Annotated in this window: 13 protein-coding genes; 7 read left to right on the top strand and 6 right to left on the bottom strand. The window is 52.7% G+C overall.

Features of this window, described 5'->3' with window-relative positions:
• The first annotated feature begins 67 nt into the window (after positions 1 to 67).
• Positions 68 to 1,294 carry a phosphonoacetaldehyde reductase gene (locus tag SH527x_RS07695; RefSeq protein ID WP_437194073.1) on the top strand — a complete coding sequence of 409 codons (1,227 nt, stop codon included), beginning with the start codon at positions 68 to 70 and terminating at the stop codon, positions 1,292 to 1,294.
• A gap of 8 nt (positions 1,295 to 1,302) precedes the next feature.
• Here the strand turns inward: SH527x_RS07695 and murJ are convergent, their stop codons facing one another.
• On the bottom strand, positions 1,303 to 2,817 hold the full coding sequence (gene murJ / locus SH527x_RS07690; protein WP_437194072.1) for a murein biosynthesis integral membrane protein MurJ: 1,515 nt from the start codon (positions 2,815 to 2,817) through the stop codon (positions 1,303 to 1,305).
• A gap of 270 nt (positions 2,818 to 3,087) precedes the next feature.
• Between murJ and SH527x_RS07685 the strand changes: the two genes are divergently transcribed.
• The 3 genes from SH527x_RS07685 (at position 3,088) to SH527x_RS07675 (ending at position 6,903) form a co-directional block, all read left to right on the top strand.
• Positions 3,088 to 4,824, top strand: coding sequence for a hypothetical protein (locus SH527x_RS07685; protein WP_437194071.1), 1,737 nt, complete (start codon positions 3,088 to 3,090; stop codon positions 4,822 to 4,824).
• A gap of 74 nt (positions 4,825 to 4,898) precedes the next feature.
• Complete coding sequence (locus SH527x_RS07680) at positions 4,899 to 5,420, top strand: ComEA family DNA-binding protein (RefSeq protein WP_437194070.1); 522 nt, start codon at positions 4,899 to 4,901, stop codon at positions 5,418 to 5,420.
• Between the two features lie 223 nt (positions 5,421 to 5,643).
• Positions 5,644 to 6,903: a hypothetical protein gene (locus tag SH527x_RS07675; RefSeq protein ID WP_437194069.1), complete on the top strand. Its 1,260-nt coding sequence runs from the start codon at positions 5,644 to 5,646 to the stop codon at positions 6,901 to 6,903.
• Between the two features lie 146 nt (positions 6,904 to 7,049).
• On the opposite strand, the gene SH527x_RS07670 is transcribed toward SH527x_RS07675, so the two are convergent.
• Complete coding sequence (locus SH527x_RS07670) at positions 7,050 to 7,337, bottom strand: DUF4404 family protein (protein WP_437194068.1); 288 nt, start codon at positions 7,335 to 7,337, stop codon at positions 7,050 to 7,052.
• A 333-nt stretch (positions 7,338 to 7,670) separates the two neighbouring features.
• Between SH527x_RS07670 and SH527x_RS07665 the strand changes: the two genes are divergently transcribed.
• The gene (locus SH527x_RS07665) at positions 7,671 to 9,509 is read left to right on the top strand and encodes a hypothetical protein (RefSeq protein WP_437194067.1); all 1,839 of its coding nucleotides are present in this window, start codon (positions 7,671 to 7,673) and stop codon (positions 9,507 to 9,509) included.
• Between the two features lie 333 nt (positions 9,510 to 9,842).
• The gene (locus SH527x_RS07660) at positions 9,843 to 11,072 is read left to right on the top strand and encodes a M16 family metallopeptidase (RefSeq protein WP_437194066.1); all 1,230 of its coding nucleotides are present in this window, start codon (positions 9,843 to 9,845) and stop codon (positions 11,070 to 11,072) included.
• A 107-nt stretch (positions 11,073 to 11,179) separates the two neighbouring features.
• Here the strand turns inward: SH527x_RS07660 and SH527x_RS07655 are convergent, their stop codons facing one another.
• Together SH527x_RS07655 and SH527x_RS07650 are read right to left on the bottom strand one after the other, a co-directional pair.
• A complete protein-coding gene (locus tag SH527x_RS07655) occupies positions 11,180 to 12,319 on the bottom strand; it encodes a trans-sulfuration enzyme family protein (RefSeq protein WP_437194065.1) in 1,140 nt (379 codons plus the stop codon).
• A 347-nt stretch (positions 12,320 to 12,666) separates the two neighbouring features.
• On the bottom strand, positions 12,667 to 13,266 hold the full coding sequence (locus SH527x_RS07650; protein WP_437194064.1) for a nitroreductase family protein: 600 nt from the start codon (positions 13,264 to 13,266) through the stop codon (positions 12,667 to 12,669).
• A gap of 365 nt (positions 13,267 to 13,631) precedes the next feature.
• Between SH527x_RS07650 and SH527x_RS07645 the strand changes: the two genes are divergently transcribed.
• Positions 13,632 to 15,443, top strand: coding sequence for a sulfurtransferase (locus SH527x_RS07645; protein WP_437194063.1), 1,812 nt, complete (start codon positions 13,632 to 13,634; stop codon positions 15,441 to 15,443).
• 125 nt (positions 15,444 to 15,568) lie between these two features.
• Here the strand turns inward: SH527x_RS07645 and smc are convergent, their stop codons facing one another.
• A complete protein-coding gene (gene smc, locus SH527x_RS07640; RefSeq protein ID WP_437194062.1) occupies positions 15,569 to 19,354 on the bottom strand; it encodes a chromosome segregation protein SMC in 3,786 nt (1,261 codons plus the stop codon).
• 158 nt (positions 19,355 to 19,512) lie between these two features.
• Positions 19,513 to 21,360: a flagellar basal body P-ring protein FlgI gene (locus SH527x_RS07635; protein ID WP_437194061.1), complete on the bottom strand. Its 1,848-nt coding sequence runs from the start codon at positions 21,358 to 21,360 to the stop codon at positions 19,513 to 19,515.
• Positions 21,361 to 21,755 lie beyond the last annotated feature (395 nt).

Below are 21,755 nucleotides of genomic sequence, written 5' to 3'. Positions count from 1 at the left end.
AATCTTGGGGATGACTGGTCCTGAGTGTGCCGTTCATTTATGAGTGTGCTCTGAGGATGGAAACGAAATGAATTTGAACACTCTTGCGAATCAACTGTCAGGTCAGAAACCCGATCAAACGCTGCCTCCGAGCCTGTTCACTCAGACGCAGTCGCAGACCGTGATGACCGATAGTCGATGTCTCGAACAATTGGAAGAATTGCCGGCACTATTAAGCTCAATGGGGGTTCGGTCCGTTTTTTTGGTGACTGACACAGATGCATATGTCTGTTCGGGAGCGAAAACGATTCTTGAACCGCTCCTCAAGCCGTTTCGCATCACCTGTTTCAGTGGATTTGAACCCAACCCGAAACTGGAAGACATTCAGGCAGGTATTGCGAAGTTCCGACAAAACCCAGCTGATGTCGTTGTCGCGATCGGCGGGGGCACGGCAATTGATATCTCTAAGATGATCGCGGCTTGTGCCACTGATAACTGCAATGTGAAGTCCGTTGTGCTGAATCTGCAAGGGCTGCCTGCTCGCGTGTGCCCTTTGATTGTTGCTCCAACAACAGCTGGAACCGGAAGCGAGGCGACTCAATTTGCGGTGGTCTATGTCGACGGCGTGAAGTATTCAGTCGACGACCAGAAGCTCTTGCCGGACTGGTGTATTCTCGATCCCAAACTGACGGCGACACTGCCAGCAAAGATCACAGCACAATCCGGGCTGGATGCCTTTTGTCAGGCGATCGAATCCATCTGGAGTGTGCGTTCAACAGAGTCGTCATGTCGCGATGCAGTTGAGGCGGCCAAACTGGCTTATGCTCATCTTTATCAGGTTGTCCATTCCCCGACACCAGTTTCACGTCACGCAATGACCAGAGCGTCTCATCTTGCCGGTCGAGCAATCAACCGTACTCGAACCACCGCGCCGCATGCCGTTTCTTATGCATTAACTTCGGATTTTGGCATCCCTCATGGTCATGCAGTCGCTCTGACAATCGGCCCAATGCTCGTTCATAATGCCGGTGTGACGGATGCTGATGTGAACGATCCGCGAGGTGTCGCGCATGTACAGAGTCGAATCGCTCTGATTCTTCAGGTGATCAACTGTTCGACACCGGAAGAAGGAAACGTGGCGATTCAACAGTTTGTCAGGTCACTTGGTTGTAAGACGCAACTGGGAGAACTGGGAGTCTTCGGAGAAGAGACATTCCGAAAGATCTCTGCGAAAGTGAATCTGGAACGTCTTCAGAATAATCCTCGTCGAGTCACATCTGATCAGCTTGTCGAGATGATGCGATCCGTGGAGTAACTCTTCGGTCAGTCGCGGCTTTTGTGGGATCGAAGCTGAGTGACGAACGCTCTAGTTTCGGAATCCAGCAGGCACAGTGTCGTAAAGTACATGATGCCTCCCAGAACAAGTCCGATGATTGTTGGAAACGGAATCGGCAGCGAGAGCGCTGCCCAACCGACAATCGCTGCAACTGCGGATGCAATCAGGCACCGCAGCAGGTGGAACAGGATTGATCCGTCGATCCGGAGATGAATTCTGCGGCAGACCACCGCGAGCTGCACGATGCCAATCATCAGAAAAATTCCAGACGCGACGCTCGCGATCCCTTTCATTCCGTACTCGCCAACAAGAACTCCTTTTAAAAGAAAGCCGGCAATCATGCCTGCTCCGAGTATCAGATTCGGCGTTAATGTGTCTCTGAGTGCATAAAGGATTTTTGAGCAGACTTCAGAGAGAGCTAGCCCGAGAAACATCACACTCGCGATGCGGAGTAATTGAGAGACTGCCTGTGTGTCTTCAGAAGTGAACTGCCGTCGTTGCAGGACTTCCTGAATCAGCGGTTCTGCGAAGAAAAGCATGACGACAAAGGCCGGCAGGCAAAGGGAGATCAAAACTCGAAATGTGAGTCGGGCCTGAGCCTGTAATGGAGCTCCTCCAGCAACGGCAACCTGCGCCACCTTCGGAAATGAAACCGTTGAAAGTGTGCCAGACGAGAGCATCAAAAACGGGAGCATCATCCGGTAGGCATAGTCCCATTGCGAGATTTGCCCTTGGTCCAGACTTGATCCCAGGAACTGATCAACGATCGGGTCAATCTTGAAGACAATCATGCCCAGCAATAACGGCCATGCCAGAGCGAGTTGCTGCCAGGCAAGTTGCAGATGACTGGCATCAGGCCATTTGAGATGTCGCGAGAGCGAGCCGAGCTGACAGAGAATCGAGGCGATTCCTCCATAAACGGTTGCCCAGGCAATTCCGTCAATTCCCCAATGAGGCCCCAGAATTGCTGCGAAAACAATCGTGACAATTGGCCCGACGATTCCGGAGAAAGCAGGAACCCAGAAATTCATCGATGCGTTCAGGATTGACTGTGACAGCCCGATCATGGTGTTCAAAGGGAGCATCCACACCAGAATGAGGAACAATCTCGCCGAGGTCTCCTGACGGTACGGATCGAACCACGGGTGCAGTAGTTGCAGTATTTCGTCTGCGAAGAAAGTGCCTGTTCCCGCGAGGAAAGTGGCGATTGCCGTCATCAGAAAGAACAGAAATGACGCGGTCCCCGGCGCCGATGTCGTTTCATTTCTGGCAATCAGTGTCACCATGACCGGCCCGACGCTGAGTGTCAGCATGGCGGCTAACATCAAAGGCGGGGTGAACGCGGTGCGAAAGGCATCCATGTCGGGTTGCGCCCCGAATTGGGACGCAATCAGAATATTGAGCCCGAACAACAGCAGATTCTGAACCACCATCCCAGCGAACACGACAGCATAACTGCTGAGTTGTCGAGATGGCTGAGATGATTCTGTGGGCGCTGGCATGTGTGACAGCATGACGCCTGTCATCAGGATCGTCCACTGGAGCCTGACCGGTTTATCTGATGATCTGCTGTAGTACGCGGGACTGGATAGCGGAACAGCCAAGATCGAGGTAAATTTGAAGATGCTGAAGATGCTGAAGATGCTGAAGATGCAATCGTCGAACAAAATTACCGGATCTCAAGTTGATCGTGGGCGGTCTTTTTCGTTTTTGTTGAGTGTTGCCGAATCAGTGTTTGATCGGACGCGGTTCCAATCAGTGTCAGGCTCGTGATGATTCAGGGACGGAAACTTCTGAAACTCGGTCTCGCCGTTCTGGCTCTGTTGAGTCTTGCCAGAATCGGGACTGCTGCCGACGCCAAACAGCTGAAAGAATCGATCGATCGCGGAGCCATTCGGCTCAAAGCGAGAATTTCCGAAGCGGGTGGTCAGTATCGCCCGTTAATGGCACTCGCGATGTTCAAGTCAGGGATGCCTGTCGACACTCCGGAGATTCAGTCAGTTGTCACCGGCATTCTTGCGAGATGTCCAGAAGCCGGATACGTACCCGCTAATGATCAGATCTATCAGGCTGCCGTTGAGGCGACGCTTCTGTCGGATCTCGGTTCGGAAAAGTACAAGACGGAATTAGGCCGCATCTCGCAATACATTCTGTCACACCAACTCTCATCAGGAGGGTGGGATTATCCTCCTCCCCGCAGTCGAGGGAATCAAGGTGACACAAGCGTGACGCAGTACGCGTGCCTGGGGCTCTGGGCGGCGCAACGGGCGGGTGTCGAGATTTCTCATGAGATCTGGGAGAAGATTCTGGTCTGGCATGTTCAATACCAGAACGCGGACGGAGGATTTGCATATTGCCCTGGAGGTCGGGGATCAATTGAACAATCGACATTGAACATGTCGGTCAATGCCCTCGGAAGTATTCACATTGCGATGTTGCAACTCGATTCTGGTTTTCTCCCTTTGAAGTCGGGAACAAAGAAGACCGAGAAACAGGTCGAATCAACCCGCAAATTTGGGGTGCTTGAAGAGTATGAGATTCCGCAAAGGCGAGAGCAGAAGCGGACAGGTAAGATCTCTGGTGCCTCAATTGAGGCCGCGAAGAAAGCGTATGAATTTTTGGGTGCGAAATTCGCAGTTGAGAATCAGGAGTCTTCTTTCAAGTCGTACTATTACTACTCGCTGGAACGTATGGGGGCGCTGGCCGGCGTCAATCTGGTGGGCTCACATCAGTGGTTCGACGAATGTGCCGATTTTGTGATTTCGAAGCAGACGTCGGATGGCAGTTGGAAGCTCAGTGAGAACGTTGATCTTGATACTGCGTTCTGTGTTCTTTTTCTGACACGATCGACGTCGAAGCTCTTAAAGCGAACAGACGACCCTTTTTATGGATTGGGAACGCTGGCAGGGGGGCGAGGCTTGCCTGATGACCTTGCGACCGCTCGCTTTGACGGACGATCGGTGCGAGGAAAGGAACAGCCGCTCCAGCCGATCGATCAACTGCTGATGAGTCTTCGTGAGACCGGAGAATTGCCAATTGATCAGGCGCAGGATCAGATTGTCGAGCAGATTCAATTAGGGGACCGAACCAAACTTGTCGGGCAGATTGATACGCTGAAGCGCCTGGCGATCAGTGCAAACCCGGAAGTTCGAAAAACTGCGATCTGGGCGATTGGTCGAAGTGAGCGGATGGATCTGGGCGTGATATTAATCAAGGCGCTTGATGATCCTGATCTGGGAGTCATCATCGAGGCCAGAAATGCGTTGTGCTGGTTAAGTCGCAAGCCTCTGGGGTTTGGAGAACCTGCCGATCCACTGCTGGCATTGCCTGCGGATTCAAGCGAAGCACAGAAGAAGGATGCCGTCGCTGTCTGGCATCGGCAACTGATGATTCGCTGGGGGAAATGGTACCTCGAACAGCGACCGTTAGATGATCGCGGGGACCGTTTTGAAGCAGATCTACAACGGCGAATTCGTGATTTGGAGGCCGGCGGTGCGAACGCTCGATAAGTGCAATCGAAGCTGAAACTCCGTTACTTTTCTCGTTTACTACTGTTGAGTTGAAATACCGTCGGGCCGCCTGCATGTCTGAAGCAAATGTGATGACGTCGAAGCCACCTGAAGATGAAAATCTCGCGATTGATTCGACAGAACAGGAGGGCATAACGGATTCTCGGTCATCAACACCGTCAGTGGGAATCGAAGCAGAGACACTCGACTCTCCGGCAGAGAACACTGGCGCTGAAGAAGCGGCCGATGTGCATTGGGGCCTGAGTTCCGGGGATCGCAGATTTCTGTTTGTGGCCTGCAGTCTCATCTTGATTCTGGTGATCGCCAACATTATTCGGTTGAACTGGTACAGTCGGGATGCCTTAGTGCTGGTTCGTCCAGAAGAGAATTTCCAGGTTTACCAGATCGACATTAATCGTGCGAATTGGGTGGAGTGGATGCAGGTTCCTGAAATCGGTCAGGTGCTTGCAATGAAAGTGATTGCAGATCGCGATGAACGAGGGCCCTTTCGGTCGGTGGATGACGTCGAACGGGTCAATGGAATTGGTCGGAAGACTCTCAACAAAATACGCCCTCACTTAATCTTTCGTGAGTGATCACTCTTTACGCGTTGAAGTCAATTGATCGTTGATCTCTCTGAGTAAGTGTTCGTTCCCAATTGATGGGGAACTGGCGTTCAATTTCCCAAACGGACCTTATGGCGATTTTCCTGAATTGAGCGGCCTGCAGGGGCGAGTTCGGTCGATAATGTGGTACCGTTTCCTCATGATTGATCGTATTGACGGACTAGTACGGGAATGAGCGGTTAAGGAGTACTCAATGCAACGACGAGATTTCCTGAAGGCCGGGCTCTGTGGGCTCAGTTATGCGGCAATTGCCTCACGAATCAAGGCGGGAGAACTTCCCCCTGTTCGTGCGATTACAACGGGGCCAAAATTCCACTGGTTCGGGTACTATGACAAGTTTGAATTCGATCCAACCGACCGCTATGTCCTTTCGAATCAGGTCGATTTCGAACACCGAACCCCGATGGCAAACGATGTGATTCAGGTCGGGATGGTCGACTTGAAAGATAATGATAAATGGATCGAGCTCGGACAGAGCAACGCTTGGGGATGGCAGCAGGGGTGCATGTTGCAATGGCGCCCCTCATCTGAGTCTGAAGTTCTCTGGAATGATCGAATCGGGAGCGAGTTCGTCAGTCATCTACTGGATGTGAAGACGATGAAACGCCGTACGATTCCAAGTGCCGTTTATACGTTGAGCCCGGACGGACGATTCGGAATCACAGCGGACTTTGCTCGCATTCAGTTCTTCCGCCCAGGGTATGGATATGCCGGTGGGCGAACCGACTTCATGGACGATCCGGCACCAAAGGATTCTGGGGTTTTCTACGTTGATCTGGCCACAGGTGAAAAGAAGCTCATCCTGTCATTGGATCAGATTATTCAAATCCCGTTTCAGGGAGAGAAAATCAAGGACTCCTGGCACTGGTTCAATCACCTGCTGATCAGCCCGGACAGCAAGCGGTTTATTGTTCTCCATCGATGGCGCAGCCGTGACCCGGAAACCGGCGAGCTGACGAAACGCTGGAAGACTCGCATGGTGACTGCCAACGTTGACGGGAGTGATGTCTATATCCTGAATCCAACCGGGATGACGTCACACTTCGTCTGGCGCGATCCAGGGCACGTCTGTATGTATACACAACCGGAAGGGAAGCCTGCCGGGTTCTATGTGTATAAAGACCGGACGACGGAGATTGAACACGTTGGTGCCGAAGTCATGATGAGCGATGGGCACAATACTTATCTGCCTGATCGGCTCGACTGGATTCTCAACGATTCCTATCCGGATCGTGTCACCAGAAAGCAGAAGCCATTCCTGTATCACATTCCGACCAACCGTCGGGTGGAACTGGGAGGCTTCTATCTCGATCCAAAGTATGTCGGTGAATGGCGCTGCGATACTCACCCACGAGCAAGTCGAAGTGGCCGGTTGGTCGCCATCGATTCACCTCATGGTGGAAACGGCCGACAGGTTTATCTGATCGACATTTCGGCGATTCTGGATTCCTGATCCGAACTTTTGATTGCGAGTAAAAAAGACAGGCTCTGCGAAATGCCATCTGATTGGCGTCTCGCAGAGCCTTTGCCTTTCGCAATTCAATTTTGCTTTCGACGATGAAGCCTGTTCCGGGAATCACAATGTCCCTCGACACGCCCTTAGATCCCGATTCGACTTAATGCCGATGCAACCTGTCCGATGGCGGCTGCCAACTTCGGGTGTGTTTCTTCGAAGCGACTGGTCAGATCGAGCAAGTCATCGAGGAATGTGTCGCGTTCATCCGCGATGTTCGACAGGAGTTTTGCGTCTGACTGCGAGTTCAGGAACGAGTTCAAGTCTGTCGATATTTGTTCAAGAAGTATCTGGCTTTCTGGATCGACACTCTCTTCTTTTTGAAGATGTGACTTCAGTTGCGCCAAGGTCTCTTTGAGGTGTACATCTTCCATTCGCCACCTGTTCGTCAGAGGAAATTCACAGACACCGCTTGCTGACTTCACTCATTATTCTATCTCGCAATGCACGTGCGCAAACCCCGGTTTGGAGATTGTGTCAGTCAGAACTCTTTTCGCGGGGATGAACGGAGACCTGACGAACTGGGGTCGTATACGATGTTGTTTCTGTTGCTGAAACGCGAATTGCAAATTGCATTTCTCAACGTAAGATAGCGTCATTCTGTAGTTTGAGGCCCGACTGGTCTTGCAGGTGCGCTCGTTGACTCGTTTGCGATTGTGCTTTCAAGGTGCCCAATCAGCTATCTCGTTCCACATTAGGGGATGCGTATGTCATGTCTGTTCGGACGTCTGATTCTGATCAGTGGTCTCATGTTCGGGATACTGGCTGGAAGTGGAGTAAGTGTCCCTGAGACGGCTGTTGCAGATCAATCTGCAGCGGAACTGTTGCCAGCTGAGACCTTCTTGTATTTCCATTACGACGGGACAGCGGATCACGAAGCGGCTTTCGAGAAGACTGCAGCCTATCAATCCCTTGTTGAGAGTGGACTTGCTGATCTGGTTCAACAGTTCATGGATTCCGTTCGGGATTCAAGGCGTGCTGAAGGGCTGATTGAAGCGATCGAGCATGTCAAAGAAAACGGTATCACGTTTGCATTGGCAATTGATCCTCCGAGCCCGGGCCCACTGGCACTCTGGGGGATGGTTGTTGCGAAGAACGCCGGACAGGGCGTTGACCTGCTCGCATCGCTCATTGAGATGCTGGAAAAGGAAGAGTTGAGTGTGAAGCAGACGCAGGTTAAAGGGCGTCGAGTCAAGTACATTCAGTTTCCAAACTCTCCATTCGAGTTGGGGTGGTGGGAAGAAGAGAACGATCTCGTTCTGAGCTTCGGGATGAATGCGATCGCGAATGCAATTGCTGTCGCTGAAGAAAAACGCCCGAACCTGACAACCAAAGAACTGTTTTCCCAGTACGCGACGAATGACAATGATGAGTTTGAAGTCGATCAGGTTGCCTGGCTGGACTTCAAGTCACTACGAGTCGCATTTGAAGAAACGCCTGTTCCTGTAAGAAACAGATCCGAGTCAGTCCGCCTCGGGGACTTGCTGAAGAAATTGGGGCTTCACAATCTGGATTATATCTCTCAGGTCGGCGGTTTCCGTGACGACGCTCTCTGGGCTGAGTGCACTGTCTCCGCACCGGGAGAACGAACTGGGTTGCTGTCACTTCTGGATCAGCCGACATTCACAATCGAAGATCTGCCTGCGATCCCGTTGCAGAATCTCGGCGTGACTGTGCTCAGCTTTGATTGGGGAAATTCAGCAGAGACGATCTTAGAAGTGGTCAATGTGGCAATCGATACGCTTGATCCAGAGTCCTCCGGAGAAGTGGATCGGTTCGTTGAGCGATTCACTGAAGAGTTCAAGTTTAGCCCATTAGAGTTTCTCAACTCTCTCGGTTCATTGAACTGCTTCTACACCGATGCCAGCCAGGGTGTGTTCAATCTTGGTTCTGTCTTTCTGCTTGATGTGGATGATGCCGAACTGACCAGGAAATGCCTGCTCACAATTCTGGAACGGATTGTGAAAGAGGTAAACAAACAGGAGCGAGATTCGCTTCGACTGAAGGTGACCGAGAAGGAAGGTGAGACACTGATCAATCTGGAACTGCTGAAGTTTCCGCTCCTTTCACCGACATTTTCTCTTTCAGAAGATTGGTTGATTGTCGGAGTGAATCGTCAGGCAATTCAGGCACAGCGCCGTCGTATGGACGGAACAATTTTCAGTTGGTCCATTCAATCCGATCTCGAAGACGTTCTGGAGTTGATGCCGAGTGAGATGACTTCTCTATCGGTATCGGACCCTGCAAAAACCTATGCCGCGATTCTGGGAATTGCTCCAATTATGAAGGGCTTCATTGAACTCGGTCTGCGGGAACAGGGAGCCTTGGGACCAGGTGAGAGTCTGCCGTTCGATTTCGGTGAACTGCCTCCTTCTGAGATGATTACGGAACCATTGTTCTTTAACGTGACAATTGGCACCGTTGACGAAGATGGAATGAACACGTACTCACGCCGTTCATTGCCGACGTTCTTCCTGTTTGGAGAGAACTCCAAGAAAGCGAGTGGCGGAGCATCGCTGGTGCAATCAGGTTCGACTGTTGAATAAGTTCGCCTGTTTCAGTCGGGAATCGCCAAAGATGTGATTCCCGGATGATGTGCCTTCTACAGCGTCAATAGCCCTCATGTCGTCCGATGTGAGGGCTTTTTTAATTCTGTGTTGCTCCATCAGCATCTGCTGTCCCGGTCTTCTTGCAATCCGGGAGTTGCCAAATCGGCTTTGGCACGAACAATTGCGATTGAAAAGCTCCATCTCTCGACTTGTGATGGCTGTCTTTTCGGGATTCACTATCATCTTGCCCATACACAACAGTTTGAGAGTCTCCGAATCTGTCAGGGAAACTGGCTTTCGGTGGCTTAAGTGACTATCTGGATTCGCTTTATGCAGTTTCATTATGCGACGTTGGACAACGGCCTTGAAATCATTGCCGAGATCAAGCCGGAAGCTCAAAGCGCTGCCGTGGGCTTTTTTGTCCAGACGGGTGCACGCGACGAAACTCCCGATGTCGCCGGTGTGAGCCACTTTCTGGAGCACATGGCATTCAAGGGAGACGAGCGGTTCTCTGCGAACGATGTGAACCGGATTTTCGACGAGTTGGGGGCCAACTGTAATGCCTGGACCAGCGAAGAAATGACGGTCTACTATGCCGCGATTCTTCCAGAACATCTTCAGCCAACAGTGGAACTGCTGGCCGCGTTGATGCGTCCGAGTCTTCGGCAGGATGATTTCGATACGGAGAAGGGCGTCATCCTCGACGAGATCAGCAAGTACGAAGACATCCCGGCGATGAGTGTCTATGACCAGATCATGATGCGGCACTTCACCGGACATCCTTTGGGACAAAGCGTTCTCGGGTCCACTCAATCCATTACCGCTCTCACATCGCAACAGATGCGGGAGTACCATGAACGGCGATATGGAGCCGGGAATCTTGTGCTCGTGGCGGCCGGGAATGTCGACTGGGATGAACTGCAACGGCTCGCGGCTCAATACTGCGGTCACTGGTCGACCGGGAATCCAGGACGCGAACGCCGGGAGGCCGCTCCAGATTCAAGTCGATTATTCACCTGTCGAACAGAGATGCATCAGGAGCATGTTATGCAGATGGGGCCGGCACCTGCGGCTCAGAGCGAATTGCGATTTGCGGCCGACATCGCTTCGACAATTGTTGGAGATGACAGCGCCGGTCGGCTCTACTGGGATCTCGTTGAGACAGGGCTCGCAGAAACATGTGATGTGGCTTATCACGACTTTGATGGAACCGGGGCGTGGCTCACGTACCTGTGTTGCGCTGCAGAGACAGTGGAATCGAATCTCGCCAGAATTGCAGAGATCTATCACGAGTTCAACGTTTCTGGTCCGACTGAAGCGGAGTTTATGCAGGCCAAGAACAAGGTCGCCTCGCGTGTTGTTCTCGGGAGTGAGGTGCCGATGGGACGGTTGTCATCATTGGGAAGCACCTGGGTGCAGCAGCACAAATATCGCAGTGTGGACGATGATTTGCAGACTTTGAAAAGCCTGACATTGCAGGATGTCCGGACGCTGTTGGACCAGTATCCGTTGACCGTCAAAACAACGGTCGGGCTGGGACCGTTCGCTTCGGCAAACTGAAGTGACCTCGGTGATCGATTGAAAAACAAAAGGAGCCTCATTCATTTCTGAGTGAGGCTCCTTTTTTAGTCGATTTCATACAGGCTGCTGGAATGGCCGCACTGATTTTAGAAGTCGAGAGCGGATTTCAGCTCGGCAACGAGGTCGTCCGGGTTCTCGATTCCGACAGAGACTCGAAGTGTGCTTTCCGAGATTCCCCCGGCGCGACGTGCTTCGAGAGTCATGCTCGCATGGCTCATTGTTTCCGGGTATTCGATCAGCGATTCGACGCCTCCCAGTGACTCGGCGAGCTGGAACAACTTTCGCTTTTCCAGAACCTTGTCGACGGATGGGCGGCCACCCTTCACGTCGAAACTCAGCATCGCTCCGAAACCAAACTGCTGACGCTTTGCCAGTTCGTGTTCAGGGTGAGATTCCAGTCCTGGGAAGTAAACGTGCTCGACGTTTGGATGCTTTTCCAACATGCGGGCGATGGCCATTGCGCCTCGCTGGTGAGCTTCCATGCGTGGGCCAAGAGTCTTGACACCTCGCAGTACCAGCCATGCGTCGAATGGGCTACATGCGAGACCCATTGCATTGACGTAGTAAGCAATCAGGTCGGCATGTTCTTTCTGGCGTGTGATGACCGCACCGCCAACCACATCGGAGTGCCCGTTCAGGTACTTCGTTGTTGAGTGAACGATGACGTCCACACCCAATTCAAACGGGCGCTGCAGGTATGGGGAAAGGAAGGTGTTGTCGGCAATGGTAATCAGGTTGGCTGATCGGGCCACTTCGACGACTGCTGCGATATCAACAATGTTGAGGAGTGGATTGCTTGGCGTTTCAATCCAGATCCCCTGAGTCTCTGGAGTGATCGCTGCACGGACCTCGTTGAGGTCGCGCATATTCACGAAGCTGAACTTGTACCCTCGTTCGGTCAGAATGCTGGCGAACAGGCGATAGGTTCCACCGTAGATATCGTTCCCGGTGATGATATGAGCGCCCGGTTTGAACAACTGCATCGCAGTCAGGACGGCTGACATCCCGGTGCTGGTTGCGCGAGCGGAAATTCCGCCTTCGAGTGCTGCGAGGTTTTCTTCCAGAGCGGCCCGAGTCGGGTTGCCGCTGCGTGTGTAGTCGAATCCACGATGCCCCTGCAGGCTGTCCCATGCAAATGTTGAAGTTGGGTAGATTGGAGTGGTGCAGCTCAGGAAGGTCGAGTCTTTGTCGACGCCTGTATGAACGCAGCGAGTCTCAAAATGCATGGAACTTTACCAAGGTTACAGGTTACGAATCGCAATGGGAGACAGTGTCTGAATTTCCGTGGCAGGTGTCTAGTCTAACAGGGTTTTGCCACGTTTGGACGGCCTGATTTCCATGGTATTGAGCCTGAACTGGTGGGCCTGTCTGGGAACATTTTCTGCGAAGCGGATCATCGGCTCTCGCAGGACACGTGTAACCAGCTCTGGTTCGCCAGATTCACGACATCCAGATTGCACCCGCCTGCAAAATGGATGTTATAAACGCTGGCAGGAGTGCAAAGGTTCAGTGCTGTTTCGACCGGTGTGGTCACATGTGGTCGCGCAGCTGCCTTCTTGATGGGAAAATGGCTCTAGAAATCGAACTTTCCCTGTCTGGCGAACTGGGAGACAGGATTTCTGGCAGAGGCCTTTTCTCGGGCGAGCAACTCCGGGGAGAGCAGATCTGCCGCGCCGAAGTGTCCGACGGCAACCATGCATTCCACCTGATAATCATCGGGAATTCCCAATGAGACCAGGGTCTGGGCCCGATCGAATCCGCCGAGGCAATGAGCGAATAGCCCAGGAATGCTGGACGCCTGTAACAACAGGTTCTGCAGGGCCATTCCGGTGTCCAGAGAATGGACCGGGTTCGGATTCCCGTTCCGTGCCAGAGTTTTCTTCGAAATCACAACGATGAGAACACCGGCACGCTCGCACCAGATCTTGTTTCCATCAGCCAGTAAGTTGAAGTAGGTATTCCAGATAGGGCTTTCCTTATGGGCATAAAGAAAACGCCATTCCTGCTCATTTGAGGCGGATGGAGCCCAGCGAGCTGCCTCGAAAAGCCGTTTTACGGTTGTTTCGCAAACAGGTTCCCCAGTGAATGCGCGTGGAGACCATCGATTCAGAATGACGTCCAGAATTTCGTGGTCGGAGACGCGTCCGGACTCAGGAACAAGCTGTTGACTCATCGCAGGTCATCCTTCATTTTTGCTGATTTTGACGGGGGATTCGCTATGATAGCGTCCCTTGATGACATTTTCTTTTACGACTCAAGTGCGTTGGCAAATACCTTTCCTTGATTTGACAGGTGATTCCTGATTTTCGAAATTGAATCAGGAACGCGTGCAATTTATAGGGGGCTTTCGAAAATGTTTGATTCCGCCAGTCCCCAAACTTCGGTATGTGCTGGATTCGTGAAGATGAATCCAGCTGAAAGTTAGGGGAAGGCCGATTTTGCCTTGCATGGAATGGATTGTGGCCCCTTGCCCTGACTGGCTGGGTACATTCCATTTCAAGATTGATTCCTTTCACTGTGACAAAGATCTTCACCGCGATGAGTTCACTTGCCCCACCTGTTGAAAAGTCGATCGTTAACATCGCGTCGTACAAGTTCGTAACTCTGTCGGAGTTGCCTGAGCGACGGCAGCAGTTGACGACGCTTTGTCGTGATCTTGAGTTGAAAGGCACGATCCTTTTGACCCCGGAAGGGATCAATCTGTTCATGGCGGGAAGTCGTGAATCGATTGATACGTTGCTGTCCTCGCTACGCTCCTGGAGTGAGCTGGCGGATCTGGAAGTCAAAGAGAGCTTCAGCGACCATCAGCCGTTCTCCCGACTTCTGGTAAAAATCAAAGGCGAAATCATCGCTTTCGGGCAGGATGGGATCGCACCGGCCGATTATACGTCACGCAAGATCGCACCTGCCGAACTGAAAGAATGGCTCGATAAGGGCAAAGACGTCGTTTTGCTGGATGTGCGAAACGACTACGAAATCGGCGTCGGTACGTTCGAGAACGCTGTCCCTGTGAAGGTGGATTCATTCCGCGATTTTCCGGACGCCATCGAGAGCCTTCCGGAAGAAATGCGTGACAAGCCGATCGTCATGTTCTGTACTGGAGGGATTCGCTGCGAGAAGGCAGGCCCATTTATGGAGCAGGCCGGGTTTCGCGATATCTATCAGCTTGGCGGCGGCATCCTGAAGTATTTCGAGGACGTTGGCGGAGCACACTACGAAGGTGAGTGCTTTGTCTTCGATAAGCGAGTCGCCCTTGCACCCAACCTGCTCGAAACTGAAACGAAGCAGTGTTACGCATGTCAGGCACCGCTGTCTGTCGAAGACCAGCAATCTTCGCATTACGATCCTCCGCATTCGTGTCCACATTGCCATATGACGCCAGCAGAGCGGCAGGCAAAGTTGATGGCGAAACGCCATCAGGCTCTGGCGGAAGTGACGAATCCACTGCCAGGAAGCATTCCGTACGAGAACCCTCGCCCATTAAACGTCCCAGGGCGTTTTGATGGCGAAACTCTGTTGCGGTTCGTGCAGCAATATCATCCTCATATGGGGGATGAATACTGGCAGAATGTCGTTGAAGAAGGACGTATCCATCAACGGCATCAGCCTGTCTCAGGGGATCGAATCGTTCGATCTGGAGAGCAGTTTGCTCATCTTCAGCCAGAAGCTTCAGAGCCGGATGTGAATGCCAATATTCAGATCCTGTTTGAAGATGACGCGATTGTCGTTGTTCAGAAGCCAGCTCCACTTCCGATGCATCCGAGCGGTCGATTCAATCGCAACTCGTTGCAGTGGATTATGAATCAGGTGTACGCCCCGTTGAAGTTGCGCCCGGCACACCGGCTGGATGCAAATACAACCGGCATCGCTGTGCTTTGCAAGAGTCGTTACGTATCACAGCGTCTTCAACCGCAGTTCGAACAGCAGACAGTTGAGAAGACGTACCTTGTTCGCGTACAGGGATCGGTTTCATGGGAACAGATGGATTGCAATCTCAGCCTGTCTCGTGTCCCATCTGAGTGCGGGGGGCGACTGGTTGAAGAAGAAGGGCTCGCGGCACAAACTCTATTTGAACGTGTCCAACTGCTTGATGACGGAACGACACTGGTTCGAGCGAAGCCGGTGACTGGCCGGACTAACCAGATTCGTGTTCACCTGTGGCAGCTTGGATATCCGGTTGTTGGCGACCCACTCTATTTGCCGAATGGCGAGTTAGGGGATCAGCAGACACAGCAAACCGGAAGTGTCATGTGTCTCCATGCTCATCAGATCAAGTTTACGCATCCCATCACAGGAAATCGGGTGACATATGTTGCACCGGAACCGGAGTGGTGGACTCAAAGCAAGTAAGACAACACTTGCCGGATCTTGACGACTGAATAATAAGGCTGGTTGACGTCTTCGTAAGCCAGCCTTGTTTTCGTTATGTGACCAAGACTGGGTGACGAATGCAGTGCCGGGCCGGTCAGACTCTGCTATGCGGCGGTGCGGATTTCGCCATTCTCGCGGACATCTTCGAATCGAACCGCGATTCGTTTTGAGACGCCGGCCTGTTCCATTGTGACACCGTACAGCACGTTGGCTGCAGTCATCGTGCGTTTGCGGTGTGTGATGACAACGAACTGAGTCATCTGCACGAATTCTTTCAAGACCGAGACGTATCGATCGACGTTTGCTTCGTCGAGTGCCGCGTCGACTTCGTCCAGAATGCAATAGGGGCTCGGTTTGCTTTTGAACATTGCGAACAGCATTCCGACTGCGGTCATCGTCTTCTCACCCCCGCTCAGCAGAGAGATCGAACGAAGTTCCTTACCAGGAGGTCGGGCAACAATTTCGATGCCGCACTCAAGGACATCATCAGTATTTTCCAGAATGATGTCCGCATCGCCGCCACCAAAGAGTTTTCGGAACAGTTCACGGAAGTGCCCGCGAATTGTTTCGAACGAACTCATGAAGATTCGCTGACTTTCCTGATTCACATACCGGATGATCTCTTCGATCTTGGCCTTTGATTCGCGCAAGTCTTTCAGCTGCACAGACAGGGACTCGTAACGCTGTTCCAGTTCCTGCAGGTTTGCAAGGGCGTCCGTGTTGACGCTGCCGAGTCCTTTCAGTTTCCGTCGCAGACGTTCCACCTGAGCATCCAGCTCAGGGCGAACATGTTCAAACGTTGGCAGTGCTGGAGAGTTGGAATACCCGATCTCTTCGGTATCTGATGTGTCCCGTTCACCGGCAGGGCTCTCTCCTGGAAGATGCGCGATCGCGTCAGGATAATTTGCTGCGAGATAATCACGATAAGCGGAAACGTTGGAGTCAATCAGCTGTTGCAGCGTCAGCTGGAACTCTTCCTGAATACGGTCTGCCAGCGTCTGCAATTGCATACGCTGCTTCTGGATGCTGAACTCCAAAGCATGTTTGCGATCAACAAACTGACGACGGTGCCCGTGGAAGGCTTCTTCCTCTTTCAGAACAGCGACGCGTATCACTCGCAACTCGTCGCGTTCTTCATACAGACTGCGATTGTCTCGCTGAATCTGTTCGCCAGCCAGCAGCAGTTCTGCAACCTGATTCTGAGCACGCAAGAACTCAAGATCGCTGCGGACCTGTGATTCCCGAATCTCTTGAATCCGTGTGAAGACGTCCTGCAGTTGCTGTGTACGTTGTTCCTGATCGCGTTGCAGGCGTGTTTGTGTTTGCTGTAAGCGACGAAGCCGCTCTTCCTGATTGGTCAGGTCAAGTTGTTCAATACGGATCGCTTGTTGTGTTTCCTGCAGTAACTGCAGAACTTCCGCGATCCCTGATTCGTCTGTGGCAAGGATCTCTCGCAATTGATCGATTGTCGCTTCAGAACTGGTCTGTTGTGTCTGAAGCTGGTCACGCTCTGCAAGGATGGCGAGTTCGCGTTCCTTGAGCGACGCCAGCATCTCGATCTGGCTGTTACATTCTCGTTCAAGACGCTGAACCTCACGGACCTGACCTGCAAGCTGAGTCGCATTGCCGGTGACAGCGTTCGACAGCTTTTTGAGTTCTTCTGTCAGCTTCTGTTTCAACTCTGTACGAGACTCCAATGTCTCCGCGAGAATCGCCTGACGTTCGGTCGTGGCTTCGATCCCTTTGTGGAGTTGCAGAATCTCATTCTTCAATGAGCGGAGTTCGCTCTTTCGTGAGATGATCGACGTTTCATGGGGCATCATCCCCACGTACAGCTGCTGACCAGCGGTCAGAACTTCTCCCTGCAACGTCACGATTCGCAACGTCGGCGGAGCGTCTTTCATGAGTCGTCTGGCGACTTCCAGATTCTCGACGATCCAGGTGTCACCCAGAACTCTGGTTGCGAGTCCGTCTGCACGGTCTCGTGTCTGGACGAGTTGATCTGCCCGACCGTAGACGCCGGGTTTGCCAGTGAAGTCGACGGCAGGAATCGTGACTTCGAACGATTCAACCTTCTTCTTGCGGTCCTGCTTTGTGCCAGAAGCTTTACCGTCCTCGTTGTCATCGACGAGTGGAGCAATCGAAATGAATCCGACGCGGCCATCGATGGGTGCCAGTCCGAGATCGAGATAATCCAGCAGTGGAACGAGGTCGGTGACGGCGATCAGCTGTGATCGGTCTCCTAGTGCGGCATCGATAATCGGAGCGAGGTCCATTGGAACGTCGAGTAGATCCCGAACAGTTCCCAGGATGCGGTCCCATGGTGGGAAATGCGCAGTTTCAGCACGCTTCAGGATCTCTCGGACCCCAACGGCGATCCCTTCCTGACGCTGTTCCAGTTCTTCCAGAAGCGACAGGCGTGCTTCTGCGGCACTGCGACGCTCTCGCAACGACTGCAGTTGCTGTTCTGTTTCTTCCCGTTGCTGAACGGTTTTCCAATGAGACTGTTCCGCGTCGGTCAGTAGGTTCTGGCGGTTCTGAAGAATGTTTTCCGCTTCTCGCAACTGGACTTCACGTGTCGTGCGTTCAATGAGTGCAGCAGCCTGCTCTGCTTGAAGCTCATCTCGACGCTGTTCGACCTGTTGCTGATTCTGGACAATCGATTCTGCTTGTGACGCGAGAACAGAAAGACGCTCTGCGATCTGTGCTCGCTGCTTCTGAAGTGTCGCCAGTTCGAGCTTTTGAGCATCGATGGAAGCCCGGCGAGTGGCAATCATCGATTCCAGCTCACCAAGCTGCTGCTGCCGTTCAGTGACCTGTTGTTTCGACGTCTGAAGTTGCAGTTCGAATGTGGTCAGCTGCTCGTTGGTCGTTTCGAGTTCTCGTTTGGCAAGCTCAACTTGCTGTCCGAGACTGATGCGCTGCTGGCGAATGCGTTGCTGATCGGCGATCAGTTCTTCACGACGGACCGCCTGATGTCGCATCGTTGCTTCTTGTCGTGCAACCGCTTCCCGTAATGATGAGATGTTGCGTTCGCGAGTCTGCAATTGTTGATCGAGTTCAGAGAGTCGCTGTTCAGTTGAACGCTTCTCTGTTTCGACTCGTTCAAAAGAGGATTGCAGTTCGGCAATTGTGGAATCAAGCGTCTCAAGTTCAGTTAACTCGGCATCGAGAGCGACGGAGAGAACGCGGCAATCGTCGGCAGCCAGACCGGTCCACGAGGAGCGGAGTTCATGGCTCAGTTCCTGATATCGGGCGGCTTTTGTGGCTTGTGATCGAGTCGCCAGTAACTGCGATTCCGCCTGATCGACGATATCCGTCAGACGAAGCAGTGTCTGGGCGACTCGTTCGAGCCGGCGTTCTGCTTCAACTCGACGGGATTTGAACTTGCTGATCCCGGCTGCTTCCTCGAAGACAAGTCGTCGTGTTGCCGGGTTGGCCTGCAGGATCTGATCAACACGTCCTTGCTCGATGATACTGTATGCGGCAGTTCCTGCTCCGGTTCCGATGAAGACATCGCGAATGTCTTTCAATCGAACCGGTGAACGATTCAGCAGATATTCCGAGTCGCCACTCTGGTAAAGGCGTCGACCGATTTGAACTTCGGCACTGTCGACCGGCAGCAGACCTTCGGTATTGTCGAATGTCAGTGTCGCCTCGGCAAACCCGCTCCCGCGACGAGTCGCCGATCCATTGAAGATGACGTCAGACATATCCTGTCCACGCAAGCTCTTGGCACTCTGGTCCCCCAGAATCCATTTGATTGCGTCGACAACGTTGCTTTTACCGCTTCCGTTCGGACCGACGACGCACGTAATTCCCGGCGCGAACTCGAACAATGTTCGATCGGCGAAGCTCTTGAAGCCGAACAGTTCAAGGGACTTTAACATGGGACGTGTGACAAACGGGACTGAAAGCCAATGTGGCGTCGAACAGGCGTAATTGGAATAAAGACGGTTGAGATGTCAGGTGAATGAATGGTTCAGGATGTCTGCTGAGCAGCCTTCACAAAAGGGGCGATCCACTGGTGTCAGTGGATCGCAAGTCTTTAAATGTCATCCTTGATCGTTGGTTTCTTCGGACTTGACGGGACAGAAGGCCTGAACTCTGGGTTGTCAATTGCATCCTGTGGCGGCTTCTCGTTGAACAGGTTCGGAGCGATGCCTTCGCCGCCGACTGTGACGCCCCCGGAGATGGATTTCCCGCTTGCGGACGCAGGAGCTTCGCGAGCCATCTTTGGTCGTTCGTAAACCCGACCCGGTGTCGGCAGGGTGTCGATTGCCAGAAGTCCCGGCAGGTTTCTCTGGTTCTCTGCCTGTACGAGCATCTCGACAAGTTCTGCGTAGGTTGCTCCGAGATCACTTGCTGCTTTGATGACGTCGACAACTTTGGCCGAGACAGTCACTTCACGTGGTTGCTCGCCGGGAGCAATTCGTCTGACGGTCACTGTTTTGTTGTGAGCATTGCCTTGCAGCAGGACTCGTGTGCCGGCTCGCAGGACGAGTGGTGTCTGGAATTCCTGAGTGTCACCGAAGACCACGATCTCTGCTTTCTTGAAGCGAGTCAGGTGGACGAGTGGCTTTCCAGTGGATTCGATCGGATGCAGGGAGAAGTGCCCTGGCATCTGAGCCCCTTTGATCATCGGGTCGTTCGGGGCCATTGTCGAGAAGGCCCGGAATGCACCATATCGGGTTTCCGTACTTGGCTCGTTCATCAACTCGCGCAATGCTTCGCCTGCGGTTCCGTCAGGAAGGCAGGATAAAGCGGCGAGGGCGAAGACACGAAACGCTGGTTCTTTTGCAGCGGCTTCCTTTAAGGCAGGGACGCCGTCTGTGTTGTTCAAGTACGCCAGTGCAACACCGGCATGAAATCGTGCTTCAAAGTCAGGTGATTTCAGAGCTTCTTTGAGCGTTGGGATTGCTTCTGGGCCGATAGCTTCCAGTTTTAATGCTGCGTCTTCTGCGGTTGGTCCGAATTTGACTTGTTCCGCAAGTTCCTGAAGACGGATGTGCTTTTCAACAGGGGATTCGGTCAATGACATTGCACGAATACACTGAAGGTATCGTGGATAGTTGTCCCGGTAGCGGTCATGAACAACAAGCTCGATGCGTGCATTGGTTTTTGCATCTGCTAATGGGCGACGAATCCCGTGCTCATCATAGTCATAGAATCGCTTGCCGACCCGATCGGACAGCTGACGAGACATACGCACGGTTCGATATTCATTCTGGATCGCGACGGTCAGAATTCGGTCGTCGCCAACATATCTTCCGCCGCCAGGAATCCGACCTCGTCGTAGAGATGCTGCAGATGCAGTGGCAGGGTCGCCAAGGGCATCAATCAACACTGGACCAGTGGCGATGACGATGTCTCGTCCTTCATGGACTTCACCTTGCAGAACAGCCATTTCACGGAGGAAGCATGGCATCAGCCAGCCGCCACGCAAACTGGTCGTTTCACTGCCATCCGGGAGTGTGATCTCAACGTCAATCTTTTCCCCTTTACGAACGATCGGGGGAATATGTGCGGTGACAACAACCAAGGCCGTGTTCGCGGAACTGATGTATTTCTGTGGATCTTTCACTTCGTTGCGACGTAAATCTTCCAGCAACATCGTGCGGAGCTTGCTTGCCGGTGGATCTTCCCCGGTGCCGTCGAGCCGATCGACAAGTCCAACGCCCTGGACTTTGATGTATCCGTTGTCGCCGATTTTGACGTAGTCGCCGATGAATCGGGAATGGCCATTCTCGCCGCGAAGAGCAGCGCGCACGTTTGCCTGTCGTGCCTTTTCCTGCGCCTGTTCTTTATCGGTGAACGGGAACAGTTTGAATTCATGACATCCGCTGAACATGGAAATGAACAGGACACACAGTAGTCCCAGGCATCTTGCCGTCATGTGAAATGTCCAGTTAGAGGCACATCATCCTGATGACGCCGCTACTCAAAGGGAAGGAATTCCGGAAGGGAAATTCTGATGGGAACTTGAGGAGGATCGCAGGAATAGCACGGACTCCGAACAGTCCGCAATAGGGATTTGAGACCGGCACATCGAACTGGTTTTCAACCGGCAAGACAGGCAGAAATCGCCGGGAAGACCCTCCCTGCAGACCAGGTGGAGAGTGATTCCCTATTGACCGTTTCCCGGGACCTCCCCTATTTTGCGTGTCCCTTCTCAAACGAAGGCACGGTCTCACTGTGTCCTCTCGCGATTTGTCATGGGTTTCAAGTGACCAGGATGGTGCTTGCTAACCTCCCCGAAGAGCCCTTTCCGAATGAGATGCTTGTGTTTCC

Origin of the sequence: Planctomicrobium limosum (assembly GCF_051465645.1) — a bacterium.
Lineage (GTDB): Bacteria > Planctomycetota > Planctomycetia > Planctomycetales > Planctomycetaceae > Planctomicrobium.
This window is presented reverse-complemented; position numbering and strand designations above follow the sequence as displayed.

Excerpts from the sequence above, each read along its gene's own strand:
- SH527x_RS07695 (WP_437194073.1), top strand. The coding sequence starts at position 68 with ATGAATTTGAACACTCTTGCGAATCAACTGTCAGGTCAGAAACCCGAT.
- murJ (WP_437194072.1), bottom strand. The coding sequence starts at position 2,817 with ATGCCAGCGCCCACAGAATCATCTCAGCCATCTCGACAACTCAGCAGT.
- SH527x_RS07685 (WP_437194071.1), top strand. The coding sequence starts at position 3,088 with ATGATTCAGGGACGGAAACTTCTGAAACTCGGTCTCGCCGTTCTGGCT.
- SH527x_RS07680 (WP_437194070.1), top strand. The coding sequence starts at position 4,899 with ATGTCTGAAGCAAATGTGATGACGTCGAAGCCACCTGAAGATGAAAAT.
- SH527x_RS07675 (WP_437194069.1), top strand. The coding sequence starts at position 5,644 with ATGCAACGACGAGATTTCCTGAAGGCCGGGCTCTGTGGGCTCAGTTAT.
- SH527x_RS07670 (WP_437194068.1), bottom strand. The coding sequence starts at position 7,337 with ATGGAAGATGTACACCTCAAAGAGACCTTGGCGCAACTGAAGTCACAT.
- SH527x_RS07665 (WP_437194067.1), top strand. The coding sequence starts at position 7,671 with ATGTCATGTCTGTTCGGACGTCTGATTCTGATCAGTGGTCTCATGTTC.
- SH527x_RS07660 (WP_437194066.1), top strand. The coding sequence starts at position 9,843 with ATGCAGTTTCATTATGCGACGTTGGACAACGGCCTTGAAATCATTGCC.
- SH527x_RS07655 (WP_437194065.1), bottom strand. The coding sequence starts at position 12,319 with ATGCATTTTGAGACTCGCTGCGTTCATACAGGCGTCGACAAAGACTCG.
- SH527x_RS07650 (WP_437194064.1), bottom strand. The coding sequence starts at position 13,266 with ATGAGTCAACAGCTTGTTCCTGAGTCCGGACGCGTCTCCGACCACGAA.
- SH527x_RS07645 (WP_437194063.1), top strand. The coding sequence starts at position 13,632 with ATGAGTTCACTTGCCCCACCTGTTGAAAAGTCGATCGTTAACATCGCG.
- smc (WP_437194062.1), bottom strand. The coding sequence starts at position 19,354 with ATGTTAAAGTCCCTTGAACTGTTCGGCTTCAAGAGCTTCGCCGATCGA.
- SH527x_RS07635 (WP_437194061.1), bottom strand. The coding sequence starts at position 21,360 with ATGACGGCAAGATGCCTGGGACTACTGTGTGTCCTGTTCATTTCCATG.